The sequence below is a fragment of the Proteus sp. G2300 genome (genome assembly GCF_009915965.1).
Classification (GTDB): Bacteria; Pseudomonadota; Gammaproteobacteria; order Enterobacterales; family Enterobacteriaceae; genus Proteus; species Proteus vulgaris.
Window position 1 is genome coordinate 213,115 of the sequence record NZ_JAABNK010000014.1, and the last position, 23,143, is coordinate 236,257.

Annotated in this window: 20 protein-coding genes; 19 read left to right on the forward strand and 1 reads right to left on the reverse strand. The window is 40.2% G+C overall.

The genetic code is table 11. From position 1 onward, the window contains the following. Positions 1–143: 143 nt before the first annotated feature. The 19 genes from leuO to lpxC all read left to right on the forward strand — a co-directional run bounded on the left by leuO (position 144) and on the right by lpxC (position 22,571). On the forward strand, positions 144–1,088 hold the full coding sequence (leuO, locus tag GWI97_RS08720; RefSeq protein WP_087803191.1) for a transcriptional regulator LeuO: 945 nt from the start codon (positions 144–146) through the stop codon (positions 1,086–1,088). A 503-nt stretch (positions 1,089–1,591) separates the two neighbouring features. Next, positions 1,592–3,397, forward strand: a complete 1,806-nt coding sequence (locus tag GWI97_RS08725; RefSeq protein WP_036934991.1) for an AMP-dependent synthetase/ligase — start codon at positions 1,592–1,594, stop codon at positions 3,395–3,397. Between the two features lie 223 nt (positions 3,398–3,620). After that, entirely contained in the window at positions 3,621–4,628 is a 1,008-nt protein-coding gene (gene cra / locus GWI97_RS08730; RefSeq protein WP_036934990.1) for a catabolite repressor/activator, read from the forward strand. Positions 4,629–5,313: 685 nt separating this feature from the next. Continuing rightward, positions 5,314–5,772, forward strand: coding sequence for a division/cell wall cluster transcriptional repressor MraZ (gene mraZ, locus GWI97_RS08735; RefSeq protein WP_036934989.1), 459 nt, complete (start codon positions 5,314–5,316; stop codon positions 5,770–5,772). A 3-nt stretch (positions 5,773–5,775) separates the two neighbouring features. After that, positions 5,776–6,723, forward strand: coding sequence for a 16S rRNA (cytosine(1402)-N(4))-methyltransferase RsmH (gene rsmH / locus GWI97_RS08740; protein WP_123822350.1), 948 nt, complete (start codon positions 5,776–5,778; stop codon positions 6,721–6,723). Beyond that, the gene (gene ftsL / locus GWI97_RS08745; RefSeq protein ID WP_036934986.1) at positions 6,724–7,041 is read left to right on the forward strand and encodes a cell division protein FtsL; all 318 of its coding nucleotides are present in this window, start codon (positions 6,724–6,726) and stop codon (positions 7,039–7,041) included. Positions 7,042–7,052: 11 nt separating this feature from the next. Continuing rightward, entirely contained in the window at positions 7,053–8,849 is a 1,797-nt protein-coding gene (gene ftsI / locus GWI97_RS08750) for a peptidoglycan glycosyltransferase FtsI (RefSeq protein ID WP_036934985.1), read from the forward strand. Continuing rightward, the gene (gene murE, locus GWI97_RS08755; protein ID WP_036934984.1) at positions 8,836–10,323 is read left to right on the forward strand and encodes a UDP-N-acetylmuramoyl-L-alanyl-D-glutamate--2,6-diaminopimelate ligase; all 1,488 of its coding nucleotides are present in this window, start codon (positions 8,836–8,838) and stop codon (positions 10,321–10,323) included. The genes ftsI and murE overlap by 14 nt, the downstream gene beginning before the upstream one ends. Next, on the forward strand, positions 10,320–11,702 hold the full coding sequence (murF, locus tag GWI97_RS08760) for a UDP-N-acetylmuramoyl-tripeptide--D-alanyl-D-alanine ligase (RefSeq protein WP_123822349.1): 1,383 nt from the start codon (positions 10,320–10,322) through the stop codon (positions 11,700–11,702). Before murE ends, murF begins: the two co-directional genes overlap by 4 nt. Continuing rightward, positions 11,696–12,778, forward strand: coding sequence for a phospho-N-acetylmuramoyl-pentapeptide-transferase (gene mraY, locus GWI97_RS08765; protein ID WP_036934981.1), 1,083 nt, complete (start codon positions 11,696–11,698; stop codon positions 12,776–12,778). Before murF ends, mraY begins: the two co-directional genes overlap by 7 nt. 1 nt (position 12,779) lies before the next feature. Then, complete coding sequence (murD, locus tag GWI97_RS08770; RefSeq protein WP_087803195.1) at positions 12,780–14,090, forward strand: UDP-N-acetylmuramoyl-L-alanine--D-glutamate ligase; 1,311 nt, start codon at positions 12,780–12,782, stop codon at positions 14,088–14,090. After that, positions 14,090–15,283 carry a cell division protein FtsW gene (gene ftsW / locus GWI97_RS08775; protein ID WP_036934977.1) on the forward strand — a complete coding sequence of 398 codons (1,194 nt, stop codon included), beginning with the start codon at positions 14,090–14,092 and terminating at the stop codon, positions 15,281–15,283. The genes murD and ftsW overlap by 1 nt, the downstream gene beginning before the upstream one ends. After that, positions 15,280–16,362: an undecaprenyldiphospho-muramoylpentapeptide beta-N-acetylglucosaminyltransferase gene (murG, locus tag GWI97_RS08780; RefSeq protein ID WP_036934976.1), complete on the forward strand. Its 1,083-nt coding sequence runs from the start codon at positions 15,280–15,282 to the stop codon at positions 16,360–16,362. The genes ftsW and murG overlap by 4 nt, the downstream gene beginning before the upstream one ends. 41 nt (positions 16,363–16,403) lie before the next feature. Then, entirely contained in the window at positions 16,404–17,867 is a 1,464-nt protein-coding gene (gene murC / locus GWI97_RS08785) for a UDP-N-acetylmuramate--L-alanine ligase (RefSeq protein WP_115370722.1), read from the forward strand. 5 nt (positions 17,868–17,872) lie between these two features. After that, a complete protein-coding gene (locus GWI97_RS08790; RefSeq protein ID WP_036934973.1) occupies positions 17,873–18,229 on the forward strand; it encodes a hypothetical protein in 357 nt (118 codons plus the stop codon). Between the two features lies 1 nt (position 18,230). Then, positions 18,231–19,016, forward strand: coding sequence for a cell division protein FtsQ (gene ftsQ, locus GWI97_RS08795; RefSeq protein WP_161751909.1), 786 nt, complete (start codon positions 18,231–18,233; stop codon positions 19,014–19,016). 45 nt (positions 19,017–19,061) lie between these two features. Continuing rightward, positions 19,062–20,318, forward strand: coding sequence for a cell division protein FtsA (ftsA, locus tag GWI97_RS08800; RefSeq protein WP_036934969.1), 1,257 nt, complete (start codon positions 19,062–19,064; stop codon positions 20,316–20,318). Between the two features lie 70 nt (positions 20,319–20,388). Beyond that, complete coding sequence (ftsZ, locus tag GWI97_RS08805) at positions 20,389–21,555, forward strand: cell division protein FtsZ (RefSeq protein ID WP_036934968.1); 1,167 nt, start codon at positions 20,389–20,391, stop codon at positions 21,553–21,555. 98 nt (positions 21,556–21,653) lie between these two features. Next, the gene (lpxC, locus tag GWI97_RS08810) at positions 21,654–22,571 is read left to right on the forward strand and encodes a UDP-3-O-acyl-N-acetylglucosamine deacetylase (RefSeq protein WP_036913397.1); all 918 of its coding nucleotides are present in this window, start codon (positions 21,654–21,656) and stop codon (positions 22,569–22,571) included. A gap of 33 nt (positions 22,572–22,604) precedes the next feature. Here lpxC and GWI97_RS08815 read toward each other — a convergent pair whose 3' ends face one another. Beyond that, a complete protein-coding gene (locus tag GWI97_RS08815; protein WP_103004917.1) occupies positions 22,605–23,120 on the reverse strand; it encodes a DUF721 domain-containing protein in 516 nt (171 codons plus the stop codon). Positions 23,121–23,143: the final 23 nt, after the last annotated feature.

A 23,143-nucleotide genomic window follows, 5' to 3' on the forward strand; every position in this document is an offset into this window, starting at 1 on the left:
CTTATATGTTTAGTTATATGCATGGATGATGAATAATAAATTTTAATAAATAGTTAAAGTAATAGTTAAAACATATCTATTATTAATAATATTTTAGTTAATAATATTTATTTAGTTATTATGATAACATAGTGGAGTAAGAAATGACGGATTACACATCAGCAACAGTTACCAACAGAGAATCAACAGATATGCATTTACGTAATGTTGATCTCAATTTATTAACGGTATTTGATGCTGTCATGCAAATGCAAAATGTTACCCGTGCCGCACAGGTGCTAGGTATGTCACAACCCGCAGTAAGTAATGCTGTTTCTCGACTTAAAGTTATGTTTAATGATGAATTATTTGTCCGTTATGGACGTGGTATTCAACCAACATTAAGAGCTAAACAACTTTTTGGCCCAGTAAGACAAGCTTTACAATTGGTTCATAATGAACTTCCTGGTGCTGGATTTGAACCCGAGCAAAGTGAACGTATATTTAATTTATCTATTTGTAGCCCTCTAGATATAAAATTAGCACCCAAAATAGTTGAACAAATTAAAAACAAAACACCTAATATTAATGTTAATATTAAATCTTATTTAAATAGCAATATAGAACACCAGTTAAAATATCAAGAAGTCGAATTCTTTATTAATTATAAAGAATTTGAAAGAACAGAGTTTCATTCTCAGCCTTTATTTAATGATGAAGTTGTTTTAGTGGTTTCAAATAAACATCCTCGTATTAAAGAGAGTGTCACTCAAGATATGTTATTAAATGAGCAACACTCAATTGTTTCTTTAGATGATATTGGTTCATTTAGCACACCTTATTATAAAGATACTCATTTAGAAGATTTAATCACTTATCAGGGAACCGATTTAAATAGCGTATTAAATATTGTCTCTAAAACTTATTTGGTTGCTATTGCACCAAGATGGTTAGTTGAGTATTACTCTGAGCAATTAGATATTAAAGCAGTGTCATTACCTTGGGAAAAAACAGAACGTCCATGTTACTTAATTTGGCATGAGTCAACAGCACGTGATAAAGGCCACTTATGGATGAAAAACTTATTAAGTGAAGTTTGCCAAAACTAGAGTGTTTTCGCTCATAATTAGTATTTATTACTAATTATGCAGAAATAGTGGCAGATAACGTTAGCCATTCGGCTAATGACCAAGATAGCATTTAAAATTGGATTGCTGTCACTATTTTTGCCCTTTATTTGTCATAATAACTCTTATTCGTATTATTACTACGTTAAACCTGTTTTTTACAAGAACCTATGCTTCTTTATATTATCACTGATTAAGTTGTAACAATTACTTATTGTTATTTATCAGCTTTTCCTTTTTTCCTTTCATAAAAAATAAGATCTTAAGATCTCGTTTTCTTACTTTTGTGAGATAGCGTCTTTTGACAAAACTTTTCATAACTCACAATTTTACAAATTTATGTAAAATTGAATTCCTTTATTTTGGTGGATCACTTAGACTTTTATTCGAGTCAGCGAACATGTGTAAGCTGAAATTGTAAGTGGCGTGTTTTACCCATTTCAGTTTCATAACACGGTCGCTTTTCCATAAATAGCAGGAAAATTATGATAACTAATAATAATCTTCATGATTATCATATAATTAGAAGATTGCAAATGCAGTTTTTACACCGCGGGAATAATATTGCTTATCGTCAGTGGGATGTTAAGCACAATATCGAAATGTCATGGGAAGAGGTTGAAAAGAAAACACGCGCGCTCTCAAATGCATTATTAGAAATGGGTGTGAGTGTTCAAGAAAATATTGGGATCTTTTCTCAAAATACCATTGATTGGTCTTTGGCTGATATTGCTTCTTTGCAATTGCGTGCGGTAACGGTTCCTCTTTATGCTACAAGCAGTGTTGAACAAGCCGCTTATATTTTAAATGATGCAAATATTCGCATTCTTTTTGTTGGTGACCAAAAACAATACGATATCGCTTCTGCATTATTAGCGTTATGTCCTCAACTTGAACATATTATTGTGTTTAATTCTGATGTTGTATTAAACGCAAATACACCTTCATGTTACCTCGATAGTTTAATAAATAATACACAATATCAGCATGATGACGTGTTAGCACAACGTATTCATGAATGTAACTTAGACGATCTGTTTACCTTGATTTATACATCAGGAACAACTGGCGAACCTAAAGGTGTAATGCTCGATTATACGAGCCTTGCATCTCAACTCTATCTCCATGACGAACGCCTTTCGTTATCAGATGAAGACGTTTCATTATGCTTCTTACCACTTTCTCATGTTTTTGAACGTGCGTGGAGCTTCTATGTTATGCACACGGGGGCTGTTAATGTGTATTTAACGGATACACATGCTGTTAGAGAAGCAATGAGTACCGTTAAGCCTACCGTGATGTGTGCTGTTCCGCGTTTCTATGAAAAAGTGTATAGCGCAATTCAAGACAAAGTGTCTCAGGCTTCAATGTTGCGCCAATTTATCTTTAAATGGGCAATCAAACAGGGTGAGAAGCAGCGCGAAGCACAGCTTAGTCAGCGCAAGCTTGGTTTTATTTCTCGCTTATGTTATCGCTTTGCTGATAAGAAGATTTTAAAACCATTACGTCAAATTTTAGGTGGACGTGTTCGCTTTTTACCCGCGGCAGGTGCACGTTTAGATGATACGGTTATTCGTTTCTTTTTAGCAACGGGCATTAATATTAAATACGGTTATGGCATGACAGAAACCTGTGCCACGGTTTCATGCTGGGAAGAAAATACGTATAAGTTAGGCTCTATTGGCACACCATTACCTGGTGTTGAGGTACGGATTGGGGCTGAAAATGAAATCCAAGTCCGTGGCAGCATTGTGATGAAAGGGTATTTCAATAAGCCAGAAGATACGGCCGCAGCTTTTACAGAAGATGGTTGGTTACGTACCGGTGATGCCGGCGCACTTGATAGTGATGGTGTACTATTTATTACTGAACGTTTAAAAGACTTAATGAAAACGTCGAATGGTAAATATATAGCGCCACAAATGATTGAAGGTACTTTAGGACAAGACCGTTTTATTGAGCATATTGCGGTGATTGCTGATACGCGTAAGTTTGTTTCAGCGCTCATTGTGCCTTGTTTTGATGCACTAGAAGAGCACGCTCGTGCATTAAATCTAAAATACCAAGATCGTATCGAATTATTGCGTCATACCAAAATTAAAGAGCTGTTTGATGAACGTTTACGTGAAATGCAAAAAAACTTTTCAAGTTTTCATCAAGTGAAGCGCTTTACATTACTTCCTGAAGGTTTTTCAATGGAATCTGGTGAATTAACACCAACATTAAAACTTCGTCGTAAAATTATTTCAGAACGCTATCGAAATGAAATCGAATTGATGTATCAAGATTAAATTTAAGTGATAAAAAAGCACCGTAGAGGTGCTTTTTTCTTGTAAAATCGTTGGCTGATAGATAATGATGATTGAAATAATTGATAAAAGACATAAACGGAAACGTTGACGCATACGGTTTTATCAGTAAATTGTGTTAAAATGCAAAATCAGATCAGCATAATGACTGAAATTCATAGCAATATGTAATAAATAACACATTTAATAATTAAAAGAGGCTAATGTGAAACTGGATGAAATCGCCCGCTTGGCTGGTGTTTCACGAACAACGGCAAGTTATGTCATTAATGGTAAGGCGAAACAGTACCGTGTAAGTGACAAGACTGTTGAAAAAGTGATGGCGGTGGTCAGAGAGCATAATTACCACCCGAACGCTGTTGCCGCGGGATTACGTGCTGGTCGTACGCGTTCTATTGGTTTGGTTATTCCTGATTTGGAAAACACCAGTTATACCAGGATCGCAAATTACCTTGAACGACAAGCACGCCAACGCGGTTATCAGTTGCTGATTGCGTGTTCAGAAGACCAACCTGACAACGAAATTCGTTGTGTTGAGCATTTATTACAACGCCAAGTTGATGCTATTATTGTTTCAACAGCATTACCACCTGAACACCCTTTTTACCAGCGTTGGGCTAATCGTTCGTTACCGATTATTGCGCTAGATAGGGCATTAGAAAGTGAGCATTTCATCAGCGTTGTCGGTGATGACTTAGAAGATGCTAAAATGTTGGCAACTGAACTAAATGCTTTTCCTTCGCAATCTGTACTCTACTTAGGGGCTCTTCCTGAACTTTCCGTGAGTTTTTTACGTGAACAAGGTTTTCGTCAGGTTTGGAAAGATGATCCTCGTGAAGTAACCTACTTGTATGCAAATAGTTATGAACGAGAAGCTGCCGCGGCTGCTTTTTCTGAATGGCTAAACAACAATCCAATGCCTGATGCATTATTCACGACTTCTTTTGCTTTGTTGCAAGGAGTTATGGATGTGACATTACAACGAAGTGGCCGTTTACCAACACAATTGGTTATTGCGACTTTTGGTGATCATGAACTATTGGATTTCCTTGAATGTCCTGTTTTATCTGTTGCTCAACGACATCGAGATATTGCAGAGCGTGTATTAGAACTTGTTCTTGCTAGTCTTGAAGAAGAGCAAAAGCCACAAGCAGGTATTACGCGTATTCGTCGTGACTTATGTCGTCGTGGTAGTTTGGGGCGAGCGCGTTAATTGATATCCCTTAGTTGGCCATTATCTGCATTTATACTCATCCCTGTTTTATTAAATTAAAACAGGGATGCTTTATTTGATTTAAGAATGTCGAATAGCTTAGAGAATATTAAATTTGAGATTAATCTTAAGCCTTTTTTTACTATTTCTCTTATTTCATTAAGTGAATAGATTAAATTTTGACTTACCCATAAGTGATATTGCTTAAATTTAATAAGTAAGTAATTTTATTTTTGGAGGGATAAGAAGAAAACAAATAATTATCTTCATGATATTGAATTGTTTTTTTTAGATTGTTCAGCTTTTATTTATATAAAAGTACCCCCAAATTATTATGTTGGCTAAAGGTAAATGAACTGCAATAAATTAGTTTTTTATCATTAAAATTATTATTTACTCATTATGATTTCTTTATCTGTTTTTCTTCCTTGTAATCGTTATAAATAATTACTTTTCGTAACTAAAAATAGAAATTGAAAAATAACCTCTATTAATCATGATGTTAATATTTCTCTTTTCCTCTTTGTCGATAATTTAAACATTTCGGTACGCCTATCAAATTACTGTAAATATAAATAAAGCTTCCTATATCTGGCTTGACAACGTTTTCATACCATCCGTAAACTCTATTTGTGGGGATTTGTGGGATAATGTGGTGTAAATTATAACGCTGGGGGTAATGAGGATGTTTCGTGGAGCAACACTCGTTAATCTTGACAGCAAAGGGCGAATAACAGTTCCTTCCCGTTATCGAACAACGCTGAGTGAGATTTCTGAAGGTCAAATGGTTTGTACCATTGATCTCAATCAGCCGTGTTTATTGCTTTATACACTGCCTGAATGGGAAAAGATTGAATTAAAATTGGCCGCTTTGTCTTCCATGAACCCGTCTGAGCGTCGAGTTCAACGTTTGTTATTAGGACATGCCAGCGAATGCCAAATGGATAGTGCAGGACGTCTTTTGTTAGCTAGCACGCTAAGACAGCATGCCGGGCTAACCAAAGAGGTCATGTTAGTCGGTCAATTCAATAAATTTGAATTGTGGGATGAACAGGTCTGGTATAACCAGATTGAAAAAGACATTGTTGCCGAGCAAACCTCACAGGAACCGTTATCGACACGACTATTGGACTTATCACTTTAAATAATGACAACAAATAATTTTAGTCATACCAGTGTATTACTGGATGAAGCAGTGAATGGCCTGAACATTAAATCTTCAGGTATCTATATCGACGGAACATTTGGTCGCGGAGGCCACTCCCGTTTAATTTTATCGCAATTAGGTGAGAAAGGTCGCTTGATAGCGATAGACAGAGATCCACAAGCTATTGCAGTTGCTAAAGAAATAGATGATGCACGATTTTCTATTGTTCATGGGCCTTTTTCAAATATTGAACAGTATGTCAATGAGTTAGGTTTAGTGGGGAAAGTTGATGGTGTTTTACTGGATCTAGGAGTGTCTTCTCCTCAACTGGATGATCCTGAACGTGGTTTCTCTTTTATGCGTGACGGGCCTCTTGATATGCGGATGGACCCAACATCGGGCCAATCAGCAGCACAATGGCTAATGACAGCAGCAGAAGATGACATTACTTGGGTATTGAAAACATTTGGTGAAGAGCGTTTTGCTAAACGTATTGCTCGCGCCATTGTTGCTCGTAATAAAACAGAAGAGCCGTTGACTCGAACTAAGCAATTGGCTGATTTAATTAGTGAAGCAAGCCCTGTAAAAGAACGCCATAAGCATCCAGCAACACGAAGTTTTCAAGCAATTCGAATCTATATCAACAGCGAATTGGATGAAATTGAAAAAGCATTAAAAGGTGCCGTTTCAGTTTTAGCGCCAGAAGGGCGCTTATCGGTGATTAGCTTCCATTCGTTAGAAGACCGATTAGTAAAACGATTTATTCGTGATGAGAGCAAAGGGCCTGTGATTCCAGCGGGGATCCCACTCACAGAAGCTCAGATAAAAGAGTTAGGAAGTGCTCGCTTATCGAGTATTCACAAGATGAAACCGACAGGTATAGAAGTGGAAGAAAATCCACGAGCACGAAGCTCTGTATTACGTGTCGCGCAACGTATTGAGGAATAAATGTCTACAGAACGACACACACTACCAGGAGTTATATGGCAGGATTTACTGCGTCATAGCAAATTACCTGTATGTTTACTGATTGCTGTGATTATTTCTGCGGTGTATGTCGTGACGACAGCACATAAGACGCGTTTATTGACAGCAGAGAAAGAGCGCTTAGTGCTAGAAAAAAATGTATTGGATATAGAATGGCGTAACCTCATTCTTGAAGAAAATGCACTGGCTGATCATAGCCGAGTAGAACGTTTTTCAAGTGATAGTTTGGGAATGATTCATGTTGATCCAACAAAAGAGAACATCGTGGTTACTAAATAAATAAGGTAAGTATGAAATTTTCACGTTCGGCAAAAGCGAAAGCAAAGACAAAGTCAAATGCCAAACTACGCAAACCTGAGGAAAAAACAGGGTTTGTGAGTTGGCGTTTTGCGTTGCTTTGTACTGGTATTGGTATCGCTTTAGTCGCGCTATTAATCCGTGTTGCTTATTTACAAATTATTAATCCAGATCCTCTTATTCGTGAAGGGGATATGCGTTCTCTACGTGTGCAAAAAGTCCCAACAGCAAGGGGGATGATCAGCGATAGAATGGGTAGGCCTCTTGCAGTCAGTGTTCCTGTGTATGCCATTTGGGCGGATCCTAAAGTTGTACTAGATGCTAACCCTGATATGACCGACTCACGTTGGTTAGCCCTCGCTGATGCACTAAAAATCTCCGTGAATCAAATTGAACAGAAAATTGTCGCAGCGCCTTCTGCTCGTTTTATCTATCTTGCCCGTCAAGTTAACCCTGAAATTAGCGATTACATCAGTAAATTAAAAATTACAGGGATTAACATGCGTCAAGAATCGAAACGTTATTATCCATCAGGTGAAGTTACTGCTCACATAATTGGTGTAACGAATATTGATGGTGATGGTATTGAAGGTGTTGAAAAAAGCTTTAATCAATGGCTGACAGGGGCTCCTGGCGAGCGAGTCGTTCGTAAAGATGGTTTCAACCGTGTCATTGAAAATATCGCTCAAACGGATAGTCAAGCTGCCCATAACTTGATGTTAAGTATTGATGAGCGCCTGCAATCCGTGGTTTATCGTGAATTAACCAATGCCGTTATCAAGAATAAAGCCGAATCTGGGACAGCCGTTTTAGTTGACGTGAATACAGGCGAAGTTTTGGCGATGGCAAATAGCCCATCTTATAACCCAAATAATTTAACGGGTACGCCTAAAGATGCGATGCGTAATCGCGCTATTACCGATATTTTTGAGCCAGGTTCTACAGTAAAACCGATGGTTGTGATGAGTGCACTTAACAATCATATTATTGAAGAAAATAGTGTTATTAATACTGTTCCTTATCGACTTAACGGGCATCAAATCAAAGATGTTGGGCGATATAATGAGCTGTCGATAACAGGAATATTACAGAAATCGAGTAACGTTGGTGTTTCAAGACTGGCGTTAGCGATGCCTGCATCTGAACTTGTGGATGTTTATTCACGCTTTGGATTCGGGAAGCCAACTAACTTGGGGCTAGTTGGTGAAAGTAGTGGCATATTTCCAATAAAAAAACAACGGTGGTCCGATCTTGAAAGGGCCACCTTCTCATTCGGATATGGGCTTATGGTAACGCCGTTACAATTAGCGCGTGTCTACGCAACGATTGGTAGTTTTGGTATTTATCGTCCGCTCTCAATTACGAAAGTTGACCCTCCTGTACCGGGAACACGCGTATTCCCTGAGCCTGTGATGAAAACTGTCGTACATATGATGGAAAGTGTTGCATTGCCTGGTGGCGGTGGCGTAAGTGCGGCTATTAAAGGTTATCGTATTGCGATTAAAACGGGTACGGCGAAAAAAGTAGGGCCAGACGGAAAATATATCAATCAATATATCTCTTATGCTGCGGGTGTTGCGCCTGCGAGTCGTCCACGTTTTGCGTTGGTTGTGATAATCAACGAACCTAAAGCGGGTAAATATTACGGGGGCGCAGTATCTGCACCGGTGTTTGGCACAATTATGGGCGCAGTTTTACGAACGATGAACGTAGAACCTGATGCATTGATGCCAGACGATAAAAATGAATTTGTAATTAAAAAAGAAGAGGATACAAGTGGCCGATCCTAACTTAAGTGACCTATTAGGGGCACTCGGGATACAAGCACCGTCATTGATGCTCAAAGACATGACACTCGATAGCCGAAAAGCGGCAAGCGGTGATCTTTTTATCGCCATTAAAGGTCATGAAACTGATGGTAGACGCTATATTCCTCAAGCTATTGCTCAAGGTGTTTCAGCGGTATTAGCGGAGGCACAAGGTGTTGCAACGCATGGGGAAATTCGTGAAAGCCACGGCGTTCCTGTTGTTTACATTGATAATCTTAATGCAGAGTTATCAAGATTAGCAGGTCATTTCTATCATCAACCCGCTGAAAAATTAAAATTAATAGGTGTTACTGGGACTAACGGAAAAACGACAACAACACAATTGTTAGCGCAGTGGGCTCAAGGATTAGGCGAAACCAGTGCTGTGATGGGAACAGTCGGTAACGGACTGTTAGGTCACGTTGTTCCAGCTATGAACACCACGGGCTCGGCAGTTGATATTCAATTAGAGTTACAACAACTATTCAATCAAGGCGCGACATTAACCGCGATGGAAGTCTCTTCTCATGGCTTAGTACAAGGTCGCGTTAGTGCTTTACCTTTTGTGGCGAGCGTATTTACTAATTTAAGCCGTGACCATCTCGATTATCATGGTGATATGGCAAATTATGAAGAGGCAAAATGGTTACTTTTCTCTACACACCATAGTGGTGAAAAAATCATTAATGCTGATGATACCGTTGGTCAAAAATGGTTATCACGTGTGCCAGATGCTGTTGCAGTGACAATGGACAATAAATTGCCAGCAAATTGGCAAGGTCGCTTTGTTAAAACAACAAACATTAATTACCACGATGAGGGGGCAACCATTCGCTTTAGTTCAAGCTGGGGGGAAGGGGAAATTGAAAGTCCATTAATTGGGGCATTTAATGTCAGTAACCTTTTATGTGCTTTAGCAACATTGTTGGTTTTGGAATATCCACTAGATGCCGTGATTAACGCGTCATCAGCACTTACTCCTGTTTGTGGGCGAATGGAAGTATTTAGTGCTGATAATCGCCCTACCGTTATTGTTGATTATGCTCATACCCCTGATGCGCTAGAAAAAGCACTTCAAGCTACTCGCTTACACTGTAGCGGTAAATTGTGGTGTGTGTTTGGGTGTGGGGGTGATCGAGATAAAGGTAAGCGCCCACTAATGGGAGCGGTTGCAGAAGAATTGGCTGATAAAGTTGTTATCACTGATGACAATCCGCGTAGTGAAGAGCCACAAGCTATTATTCAAGATATTCTTTCTGGTCTAATGGATCCCGGCCGTGCAATTGCTATTGAAGGTCGTGCTGAAGCAGTGACTAACGTAATTATGCAAGCCGACGCGAATGATATGATTTTAGTCGCAGGTAAAGGACATGAAGATTACCAGTTAGTTGGTTCACGTCGCCTTGACTATTCAGATAGACTAACCGTTGCACGGTTATTGGGGGTGATTGCATGATCCCTTTATCCCTAGAAGCCATTGTACAAGTCACTGATGGTAAATTGAGCCACATGGCTCAAAGCCAAGCGAATCAATTAACGATTAAGTCAATTTCGACGGATAGTCGCAATATAGATGAATATTGCCTCTTTATTGCATTGGCAGGTGAGCGTTTTGATGCGCATGACTTTATTGCTGATGTCAAAGAAAAGGGCGCTGTTGCTGTATTGGTTAATCGTGAAATTGATATTGATTGCCCACAAATCATTGTGAAAGATACTCGTCTAGCAATGGGGGCGATTGCCACTCATATTCGTTCACTAAGCAATGCAAAAATCGTAGCATTGACAGGATCTTCAGGAAAAACGTCCGTCAAAGAAATGACGGCTTCAATTTTGCGTCATTGCGGTGAAACTTTATATACCTACGGTAATTTAAATAATGATATTGGTGTACCTTTAACACTGTTTCGTTTAACGCCAGAGCATCGTTTTGCTGTTATCGAGCTAGGTGCTAACCATATTGGTGAAATTGCCTATACCGTGGATATGGTTAAACCAGATAGTGCCTTGGTAAATAATCTCTTTTCTGCACATATTGAAGGTTTCGGTTCACTTGAAGGCATAGCTCAAGCGAAAGGTGAAATTTTTACTCATTTAAAAGAGCAAGGTACAGCCATTATTAATCTTGATAGTAATGACTTACCTCTATGGCAACACCATCTAAATGCGCGTCAAACGCAATGGTCGTTCTCTTTATCTGCGCAAAGCAACGCTGATTTTTATCCCACTGATATTGTTGTTAAGCAATTCGCCACTAACTTTACCCTACATACACCAGAAGGCTGTGTTGAAGTCACACTCCCATTGCCTGGACGTCATAATATTGCCAATGCTTTAGCTGCTAGTGCGTTAGCTCTTTCAGCAGGCGCAACGCTTGATACAATTCGCCTTGGTTTATCGACATTAAAAGCAGTACCGGGAAGATTGTATCCTGTGGCGTTAACCACAGGAAAAATGGTGTTAGATGATACCTATAATGCGAACGATGGTTCGATGATCGCGGGCTTACAAGTTTTATCACAATTGCCGGGATATAAGATTTTTGTTGCGGGAGATATGGCTGAGTTAGGTAAAGATTCAGAAAAATGTCACCGTGATGTAGGGCGTTTTGCACACAATGCAGGGATTGATTGTGTTTTTACCGTAGGGGAGCATAGCCACTTTATTAGTGATGAAAACCAAGGTGGTCAGCATTTTACATTTAAAGCCGACTTACTTGCTCAATTGATTCCATTATTACAGCAGCATGATGTTGTTTCAGTTTTAGTAAAAGGTTCACGAAGCTCCGCGATGGAAGATATCGTGAACGCATTAAAGGAGTGCTTTGAATGTTAGTTTGGCTAGCCGAATATTTGGTTAAATACCATACATTTTTTAATGTGTTTTCTTATCTGACATTCAGGGCGATTGTTGGTTTATTGACGGCTTTAATTATTGCTTTGTGGATGGGACCTCATCTCATCGCTTGGTTACAAAGAATGCAAATTGGACAAGTGGTTCGTAGTGAAGGGCCTGAGTCTCATTTTAGTAAACGTGGCACACCGACAATGGGCGGGATTATGATCCTGTTCTCTATCTCTATCTCCACGCTACTTTGGGCAAGATTAGATAACCCTTATGTTTGGTGCGTGTTGCTGGTTTTAATTGGTTATGGTGTTATCGGCTTTGTTGATGATTATCGCAAAGTTGTGCGTAAAGATACGCGTGGTTTAATCGCACGCTGGAAATATTTCTGGCAATCCGTACTGGCGTTAGTGGTTGCCTTTAGTATGTATGCCATTGGTAAAGATACATCTGCAACACAGCTAGTTGTTCCATTCTTTAAAGATGTTATGCCTCAATTAGGCATGCTTTATATTTTATTGGCGTATTTTGTGATTGTGGGAACCAGTAACGCTGTTAACTTAACGGATGGTTTGGACGGTCTAGCCATTATGCCAACTGTCTTTGTGGCGGCCGGTTTTGCTTTAGTTGCATGGGCAACAGGTAACGTTAATTTTGCAAGCTACTTGAAAATTCCTTATTTAATGCATGCGGGTGAGTTAGTCATTGTCTGTACTGCGATAGTGGGAGCTGGTTTAGGTTTCCTTTGGTTTAATACTTACCCAGCACAAGTCTTTATGGGAGATGTTGGTTCTCTCGCATTAGGTGGCGCGTTAGGCACTATTGCTGTGTTATTACGCCAAGAGTTTTTATTAGTGATTATGGGGGGTGTGTTTGTTGTTGAAACACTCTCCGTTATTTTGCAAGTTGGTTCATTTAAATTACGTGGTCAACGTATTTTTCGTATGGCTCCAATTCATCACCATTATGAATTAAAAGGCTGGCCTGAACCTCGTGTTATTGTCCGTTTCTGGATTATTTCACTGATGTTAGTGCTTATTGGTCTGGCGACGTTAAAGGTGCGTTAAGATGGCAAATTATCAGGGGAAAAAAGTCGTTATTGTTGGACTTGGAATAACAGGTCTTTCCTGTGTTGACTTTTTTATCCGTCAAGGTGTTACACCTAAAGTGATTGATACGCGCCAAAAACCAGGAGGTTTAGATAAGCTTCCTGTTGATGTTGAATATCATACAGGCAGTTTTCACCAAGTATGGCTTAACGATGCGGATTTAATTGTTTCAAGTCCTGGTATTGCCCTTTCGACACCCGAGCTCGTTGAAGCAGCAAGTCATGGTGTCGAAATTGTGGGGGATATTGAGCTGTTTTGCCGCGAAGCCCAAGCACCTATTGTGGCTATCACAGGCTCTAATGGTAAAAGCACAGTCACAATGCTTGTGGGTGAAATGGCAAAAGCGGAGGGTATTCGCGTTGGTGTTGGGGGGAATATTGGTGTTCCTGCTCTAACTTTGCTAACTGAGCCTTATGATCTTTATGTCTTAGAACTATCAAGTTTCCAACTAGAAACCACGTATAGCTTAAAAGCAGCTGCGGCAACAGTCTTAAATATTAGCGAAGATCATATGAATCGCTATCCATTAGGATTGGAACAATACCGCGAAGCGAAATTACGTATCTATGATAATGCCAACATTTGCGTTTATAACGAAGATGACAGACTTACATTACCTTTAGCGGGTAAAAATGAGCGTTGTGTTAGCTTTGGCGTAGGACAGGGCGATTATCAGCTTGATAACACAGAACGCATCTTAAAAGTAAAAGGTGAAAAAATCCTTTCAACGTCCGAAATGTATCTTTCTGGACAGCATAATTATACCAATGGACTTGCTGCATTAGCACTTGCTGACGCTGTGGGGATCTCTCGTAAAGCGGGCTTGGAAGTGCTGAAAAACTATCATGGTCTAGCTCACCGTTTTCAATTGGTTTATTCACATCAAAATGTGCGTTGGATAAATGATTCTAAAGCAACTAACGTCGGTAGCACAGAAGCTGCCTTACGTGGATTAGACGTCGAAGGTACATTGCACCTTTTATTAGGTGGTGATGGTAAATCAGCCGATTTTACTGCCTTATTGCCATATATTAGTGGCGACAATATTCGCCTCTATTGCTTTGGGCAAGACGGACAAGCATTAGCCCGTTTACGACCGGAAGTCTCTTTATTAACGGTCACAATGGAAGAGGCAATGCGGGCATTAGCGCCTACTGTCAAATCAGGGGATATGGTGTTGCTTTCACCTGCTTGCGCAAGCTTAGATCAGTTTAAATGTTTTGAACAACGCGGTGATGAATTTGCGCGCTTAGCGCGGGAGCTTGGCTAATGAGCATATTCGCAATGCGAAGACTAAAACAGTGGCTAGTGGGCAGTTATCAAACTGAGAATACGGCGTTTGTGCCGTATGATCGCACTTTGCTCTGGTTTACTTTCGGATTAGCGGTTATCGGCTTTGTGATGGTGACGTCAGCCTCAATGCCTGTTGGTCAACGCCTTGCAGAAGATCCTTTCTTATTCGCTAAGCGTGATGGCATCTATATTGTTGTCGCATTTTGTATAGCATTAGTCACTATGCGTATTCCAATGGCAATTTGGCAACGTTATAGCAGTTTAATGCTTTTCGGTTCGATAATACTTTTATTGTTGGTATTGGGGGTCGGGAGTTCTGTTAATGGTGCTTCACGTTGGATTGCTGTCGGGCCATTAAACTTCCAACCGGCTGAATTATCAAAGCTAGCTCTATTTTGTTATCTATCTAGCTATTTAGTTCGAAAAGTTGATGAAGTCAGAAATAACTTTTGGGGTTTCTGTAAGCCGATGGGCGTTATGTTAGTCCTGGCAGTTTTACTGTTATTGCAACCAGACTTAGGTACTGTGGTTGTTTTATTTGTTACTACATTAGCACTTTTATTTTTGGCGGGCGCTAAAATTTGGCAGTTCTTAGCGATTATCGGTTCTGGTATTGCTGCAGTGGTTATGTTGATCATCGTTGAACCTTATCGTGTTCGTCGTATTACTTCTTTCTTAGAGCCTTGGGAAGATCCATTTGGTAGTGGTTACCAGTTAACGCAATCTTTGATGGCATTTGGTCGAGGCGATTTGCTTGGACAAGGGTTAGGAAACTCAGTACAAAAACTGGAATATTTACCAGAAGCACATACCGACTTTATTTTCTCTATTTTGGCAGAAGAACTTGGTTATATCGGTGTGGTTTTAGTGCTTTTAATGGTATTCTTCATCGCTTTTCGCGCGATGCAAATTGGGCGACGCGCATTGATACTTGATCAACGTTTTTCAGGCTTTTTAGCGTGCTCAATCGGGATCTGGTTTACATTCCAGTCATTGGTCAATGTAGGTGCAGCAGCAGGTATGTTGCCAACGAAGGGATTAACTCTTCCTCTTATTAGTTATGGTGGTTCAAGCTTGATTATTATGTCAACGGCCATCGTGATGTTATTACGAATAGATTATGAAACACGTCTAGCACAAGCTCAGGCGTTTGTAAGGAGCCCGAAATGAGCGAGCGTAGACGCCGTTTAATGGTAATGGCCGGTGGCACAGGGGGACATGTATTCCCCGGGCTCGCTGTTGCTCATTATCTACAATCCCAAGGTTGGGAAATCCGATGGTTAGGAACGGCGGATAGAATGGAAGCTAATTTAGTACCCAAACACGGTATTGAAATTGAATTTATTCGCATCTCTGGCTTACGTGGTAAAGGTATTAAAGCATTAATAGTCGCGCCGATTCGTATTATTAAAGCTATTTTTCAGGCACGAGCCATTATGAAACGCTATCAACCTGATGCTGTACTTGGTATGGGGGGGTATGTTTCCGGCCCAGGTGGAGTTGCTGCTTGGATGTGTGGTATTCCTGTTATTTTACATGAACAAAATGGGATTGCTGGATTAACAAACCGTTGGTTATCCAAAATGGCTAAACGTGTTTTACAGGCTTTTCCGGGGGCATTTCCTAAAGCGCCTGTGGTTGGAAATCCGGTCCGTAAAGATGTATTAGCGCTTGAAACGCCATCGGTACGATTAAAAGAGAGACGTGGCCCTATTCGTGTGTTGATTATTGGCGGTAGTCAAGGCGCGCGAATTTTAAATCATACCTTGCCCGTGGTCGCAGGTTTGCTTGGTGAGCATGTTACAATCTGGCATCAAGCAGGAAAAGGTAGCGAAAGTGATACAAAAACACGCTATCAGAACGAATTAGCTAAAAATTCAGTTAAATCTGAATATAAAGTTACTGAATTTATTGATGATATAGCGCAAGCTTACCAATGGGCTGATGTTGTCGTATGCCGTTCAGGTGCATTAACGGTCAGTGAAATTGCCGCAGCAGGATTACCCGCTATTTTTGTTCCCTTTCAGCACAAAGATAGGCAACAGTATTGGAATGCACTGCCGTTAGAAAAAGCAGGTGCAGCGCGAATTATCGAACAAAAAGATTTAACTCCTGAAGTCATTGCTGAAACCCTGAAACAGTGGGATAGAGAAACATTGTTAGCAATGGCAGAAAAAGCAAAAAGTGTTGCGATTACGGATGCCACAGAACGTGTAGCGAATGTAATAATCGAAGTGGCAAAGAAATAAACGTAACTTGTAACCATTAACTTAGAGTGAAGAAGTAAATAGTGAATACACAACAACTGGCAAAATTAAGATCGTTTGTGCCTGAAATGAGAAAAGTTAAGCATATTCACTTTATCGGCATCGGTGGTGCTGGTATGGGGGGGATTGCTGAAGTGTTAGCGAATGAAGGCTATGAAATCAGCGGTTCTGATTTAGCGCCAAATGTTGTTACACAACAGCTTGTTGCCTTGGGTGCAACTGTTTATTTTAATCATCGCCCTGAAAATATTCGTGGTGCCAGTGTTGTTGTGGTCTCGACCGCAATTAGTGCTGAAAATCCTGAAATTATTGCAGCGAGAGAAGCACGTATTCCGGTTATTCGTCGTGCTGAAATGCTAGCTGAATTAATGCGTTATCGTCACGGTGTGGCGATTGCAGGAACGCACGGTAAAACAACTACGACAGCAATGATTTCAAATATTTATGCACAAGCGGGATTAGATCCTACGTTTGTGAATGGTGGATTAGTTAAATCAGCAGGCACGCATGCACGTTTAGGGTGTAGTCGCTATTTAATTGCTGAAGCTGATGAAAGCGATGCATCGTTTTTACATTTACAACCTATGGTGGCAGTGGTTACAAATATTGAAGCTGACCATATGGATACGTATCACGGTAATTTTGACAATCTAAAAGAGACCTTTATTACCTTTTTGCACAACTTACCATTCTATGGTCGTGCAGTGATGTGTCTTGATGATGATGTTATCCGTTCCATTATTCCTAAAGTCGGTCGTTATATTACGACTTATGGATTTAATGAAGATGCTGATGTTCGTATTACGCATTATGAACAAAAAGGTGCTCAAGGTTTTTTCACTATTTCTCGTGAAGATATGCCGGATTTACAAGTTGTATTAAATGCACCAGGTCGTCATAACGCGTTAAATGCAACAGCAGCAGTAGCGGTTGCTACCGAAGAAGGTATTGCAGACGAACATATTTTAGCTGCATTACTTAACTTCCAAGGTACGGGGCGCCGTTTTGACTTCTTAGGAAATTACGGTCTTGAGCATGTTAATGGTCAAGAAGGTGAGGTGATGTTAGTCGATGATTATGGTCATCATCCAACAGAAGTTGATGCAACGATTAAAGCAGCAAGAGCAGGTTGGCCAGATAAGCGCCTAGTTATGATTTTTCAACCGCATCGTTACACACGTACACGTGATTTATATGAGGACTTTGCTACTGTTCTCAATCAGGTGGATATTTTATTATTAACAGATGTTTACGCAGCAGGGGAACCCCCTATTGCAGGCGCAGATAGTCGCTCACTTTGTCGAACAATTCGCCAGCGTGGCAAGTTAGATCCTATCTGGGTGTCTGATGTAGATAATATTTCATCAATATTAGCAGGCGTATTAACAGATAATGATCTTGTTTTAGTTCAAGGTGCTGGAAATATTGGTAAAATAGCGCGTCGCTTAGCAGATACAAAATTACAGCCATCTTTAAGCGAGGATTAAGGCGGATGTTTGAGCAAGTGAACATCATTTATGGTGAAATGGGTAATCAACTCGCTGTAATGATGAGATGTTATGAGAAAAATAACACAGTATTGGCGAAAAAAATGATCGAGAATTCGCTTGCTCAAAACCGTATTGAGAAAAAATTTCAGTTAAAAAGTAAGAAAAACGCAGAAAAATTCGCAATTTCTTCTTTTAAAGTAAATAATTCTCAACAGATTGAACAATTTAGTGATTTAATTATCAAACCTAAAGGTGTTCATAAAGTATATATATGTAGGAAAAGTATTAATCGAAGGAATATCGGACAAAAGGGTGGGCGATTCTCTTGTTTAAACGTTGCTCAGGAGTTAGTGGGTTAATATGTCACAAGCAGCGCTAAATATAAAAGAGCACAAAGAGAAACAGCATTCTGACAGGCCGAGTAATGGTACTTATTTATCAGGATTAATCTTTTTCTTATGTGTGATTGCCACTATCGTTTGGGGGGGAATACAAGTCGTTAATTGGATGAAAGATGCAAATCGTCTTCCCATCTCAAAACTTGTATTAACTGGCGAGCGGCATTACACAACGAATGATGATGTGCGTCAGGCGATTTTATCTTTAGGACAACCTGGCACATTTATGACACAGGATGTGAATATCATTCAGCAACAAATTGAACGTATGCCATGGATTAGGCAAGTCACTGTGCGTAAACAGTGGCCAGACGAACTTAAAATCCATCTGGTAGAGTATGTTCCCTTTACTCGCTGGAATGATACTTACTTTCTTGATAAAGAAGGGCGTGTTTTCAGTCTGCCAACGCACTTGGAAACTAAAGGTAATTACCCTTTGTTATATGGCCCTCAAGGAAGTGAAAAAATGGTGTTATCAGGTTATGTAGCAATGCGAGATCAACTTCTTGCGAGTAACCTGAATTTAAAAGCAGCGTCAATGTCTGCTCGTCAAGGATGGCAATTAGTTTTAGACAATGATGTCCGATTGGAGTTAGGTCGTAAGGATAACGAAAAACGGATCGCTCGCTTTATTGAGTTGTATCCGATACTGCAACAACAAACAGATAAACGAGTTGATTATGTTGATCTGCGTTATGACAGTGGTGGTGCAGTCGGATGGGCTCCTTTATTACTTGAGAATGAATAAACAAGACGTGGCAGATGACACGATGAAGGCGAAGGCAGAACAATAATGATCAAAGCGACGGACAGAAAATTAGTAGTTGGTCTTGAGATTGGTACGGCCAAAGTAGCCACCCTTGTCGGTGAGATCCTGCCTGATGGTGTAGTGAATATTATCGGGGTGGGAAGTTGTCCATCTCGAGGCATGGATAAAGGTGGTGTTAATGATCTTGAATCCGTCGTGAAATGTGTACAACGGGCGGTAGATCAGGCTGAATTGATGGCTGATTGTCAAATATCTTCAGTGTATTTGGCGTTATCAGGTAAGCATATCAGTTGCCAAAATGAGATTGGTATGGTGCCAATTTCAGAAGAAGAAGTGACTCAAGATGATGTTGATAGCGTGGTTCATACTGCGAAATCCGTCAAAGTAAAAGATGAACATCGTGTTTTACACGTTATACCGCAAGAGTATGCCATTGATTATCAAGAAGGGATCAAAAACCCTGTTGGATTATCGGGTGTACGTATGCAAGCTAAAGTTCATTTAATTACCTGCCATAACGATATGGCAAAGAATATTGTAAAAGCAGTTGAACGCTGTGGGTTAAAGGTAGATCAACTGATTTTTGCAGGATTGGCTTCAAGTTTCGCTGTATTGACAGAAGATGAACGTGAACTCGGTGTGTGTGTTGTTGATATTGGTGGCGGTACAATGGATATCGCAATTTATACCGGTGGGGCATTAAGACATACTCGCGTTATTCCTTATGCTGGCAATGTGGTAACGAGTGATATCGCTTATGCATTTGGTACACCTCCAAATGATGCTGAAGCTATCAAAGTTCGCCATGGTTGTGCATTAGGCTCTTTAGTCGGTAAAGATGAAAATGTCGAAGTTCCTAGTGTCGGAGGCAGGCCACCAAGAAGTCTGCAACGACAAACCCTTGCGGAGGTGATTGAGCCTCGTTATACCGAATTGCTCAATCTTGTTAATGAAGAGATTTTAAAAGTTCAAGAACAATTACGTCAGCAAGGGATTAAGCATCATTTAGCCGCAGGTATTGTGCTAACAGGTGGTGCTGCACAGATTGATGGACTTGTTGAATGTGCTCAACGTGTTTTTCACACGCAAGTACGGATCGGTAAACCGTTAAATATTACCGGGCTAACAGATTATGCGCAGGATCCCTACTACTCAACAGCCGTTGGGCTCTTGCATTACGGTAAAGAATCCCACTTTGGTGAGGAAACAGAAACCGAAAAACGCTCTGCTGTCAGTGGTTTGTTTAAGAAACTTACCAGTTGGCTAAAAAGAGAGTTTTAATAATCAGACAAATTTAAAAAGAGGTCGTTTGAGCAAGCGACCCTAAGAAGGCACAAAACGGAGAGAAATTATGTTTGAACCTATGGAATTAACCAACGATGCGGTGATTAAAGTCATCGGCGTTGGTGGCGGCGGCGGTAATGCGGTTGAGCACATGGTTCGTGAACGTATTGAAGGTGTAGATTTCTTTGCAGTCAATACGGATGCTCAAGCGTTACGTAAAACAGCAGTCGGACAAACTATCCAAATTGGTAATGCCATTACGAAAGGCTTAGGTGCAGGTGCAAACCCTGAAGTGGGTCGTAATGCCGCAGAAGAAGACCGTGAAGCGCTGCGTGCAGCGCTTGAAGGTGCCGATATGGTCTTTATTGCAGCCGGTATGGGGGGCGGTACGGGTACTGGTGCTGCGCCAGTTGTTGCTGAAGTTGCTAAAGAATTAGGTATTTTGACCGTTGCTGTAGTGACTAAGCCTTTTAATTTTGAAGGCAAAAAACGGATGGCATTTGCGGAACAAGGTATTACTGAGTTATCAAAACATGTTGATTCATTAATCACTATTCCTAATGACAAACTATTAAAAGTATTGGGCCGTGGTATTTCATTATTAGATGCGTTTGGTGCTGCTAATGATGTGTTAAAAGGCGCAGTCCAAGGTATTGCAGAGCTAATTACCCGCCCTGGTTTAATGAACGTTGACTTTGCCGACGTAAGAACAGTGATGTCCGAGATGGGCTATGCCATGATGGGCTCTGGTGCTGCTAAAGGTGAAGATCGCGCTGAAGAAGCCGCAGAAATGGCGATTTCAAGTCCATTATTGGAAGATATCGACCTGTCTGGTGCGCGTGGTGTATTAGTCAATATTACTGCAGGCTTTGATTTACGTCTTGATGAATTTGAAACAGTGGGTAATACCATTCGTGCATTTGCATCAGACAACGCAACTGTGGTTATCGGTACATCCCTTGATCCAGAAATGAATGATGAACTGCGTGTAACTGTCGTTGCAACAGGTATCGGCATGGACAAACGTCCAGAAATTACGCTGGTAACGAATAAGCAAAATCAGCAAAGCGCAATGGAGAATCGTTATCAGCAAATGCAAAATAGCATGTCTTCTTTTTCAACTGTAGAAGAAAGCAAGCCAGCAGCAAAAGCCGTTAACGAACAATCTACTCAGGCGAATAAAGAGCCCGATTATTTAGATATCCCTGCGTTCCTGAGAAAACAGGCTGATTAATCGCCAAAAAGATTGGCATCTCCGCTTTTTGTGCTAAACTGTCCTGCCAATTATAAGTATAATGATTGGTAGGACGGATAACATTGCGAGATAAAATGATGATCAAACAACGGACATTAAAACGAATTGTACAAGCAACTGGTGTGGGGCTTCACACAGGTAAAAAAGTTACGCTTACAATGCGTCCGGCGCCAGCAAATACTGGGGTCATCTACCGTCGTACTGATTTAAATCCACCGGTGGATTTTCCAGCAGATGCAAAATCAGTTCGTGACACTATGCTTTGTACTTGCTTAGTTAACGAAGATGATGTGCGTATCTCAACCGTTGAGCATTTAAACGCAGCACTGGCTGGTTTAGGCATTGATAATATCGTAATTGAAGTGAATGCACCTGAAATTCCAATTATGGATGGAAGTGCAGCACCTTTTGTTTTCTTGTTACTAGATGCAGGTATTGAAGAACTTCGTACTGCGAAGAAATTCATTCGCATCAAAGAAACAGTGCGTGTTGAAGATGGCGATAAATGGGCAGAAATGCGTCCATACAATGGGTTTAAATTAGATTTCACTATTGATTTTAATCACCCAGCCATTGATGCAAGTACACAGCGTTATAAATTAGATTTTTCAGCAGAATCCTTCATGAGCCAAATTAGCCGTGCTCGTACTTTTGGGTTTATGCGTGATATCGAATATTTGCAATCTAAAGGATTGTGTTTAGGCGGAAGCTTCGATTGTGCGATTGTAGTTGATGATTATCGTGTTCTCAACGACGATGGTTTACGTTTTGAAGATGAATTTGTTCGTCACAAAATGTTGGATGCAATCGGTGATTTATTTATGTGTGGTTATAACATTATCGGTGAATTCACTGCGTTTAAATCAGGTCACGCATTAAACAATAAATTACTCCAAGCGGTATTAGCAAAAGAGTCTGCGTGGGAATTTGTCACATTTGAAGACGAAGCACAAATGCCGGTGGCATTTAAAGCTCCTTCAATGGTTTTTGCTTAATTCCAGTGATGGAAGTACGTTAATTATCTCTAATTAACGTTCATCTTTGGTTGCACTTGTACTCTCTCCGGCAAGTGCAGCCAACCGTTCTAATTTCTCTCTTAATTTCTTCGGGCTTTTCTGCGCTAAATACTTTAATGATTGAGCACTTTCTAAACTTAAATGACGTCTCTTTGTAGGCTCTTGTTTTTTTAATGATGATATTAAAGATCTTTTTTCCGGTTTTATTCCTAAAGTCGGATTTATTTTGATGTCTATTGAGGATAAGGATGGTAAAATTTCTTGTCTTAATGCAGAAAGTAATGATGGCGTCTCATAACGTAATCGAGTTAACCAACTTGCGTTTGCGACTTCAATAATTAAAATAGCGTTGCGATAATTGGCGACACGGCATTTATCTTGTAAAGGAATAGGTAAAAGGCCCATGACGGCGCGATTTAATTTTAGTAAAATCGTTGCACGCTGTTGAATGAGTTGTAATGTATTTTTATTGGAACCTTCAAGTTCGATGAAGATTTTTTCCAATGATTGTGGGTAACTATCCCGCATAGATTTTGACTCCACAAAATAAA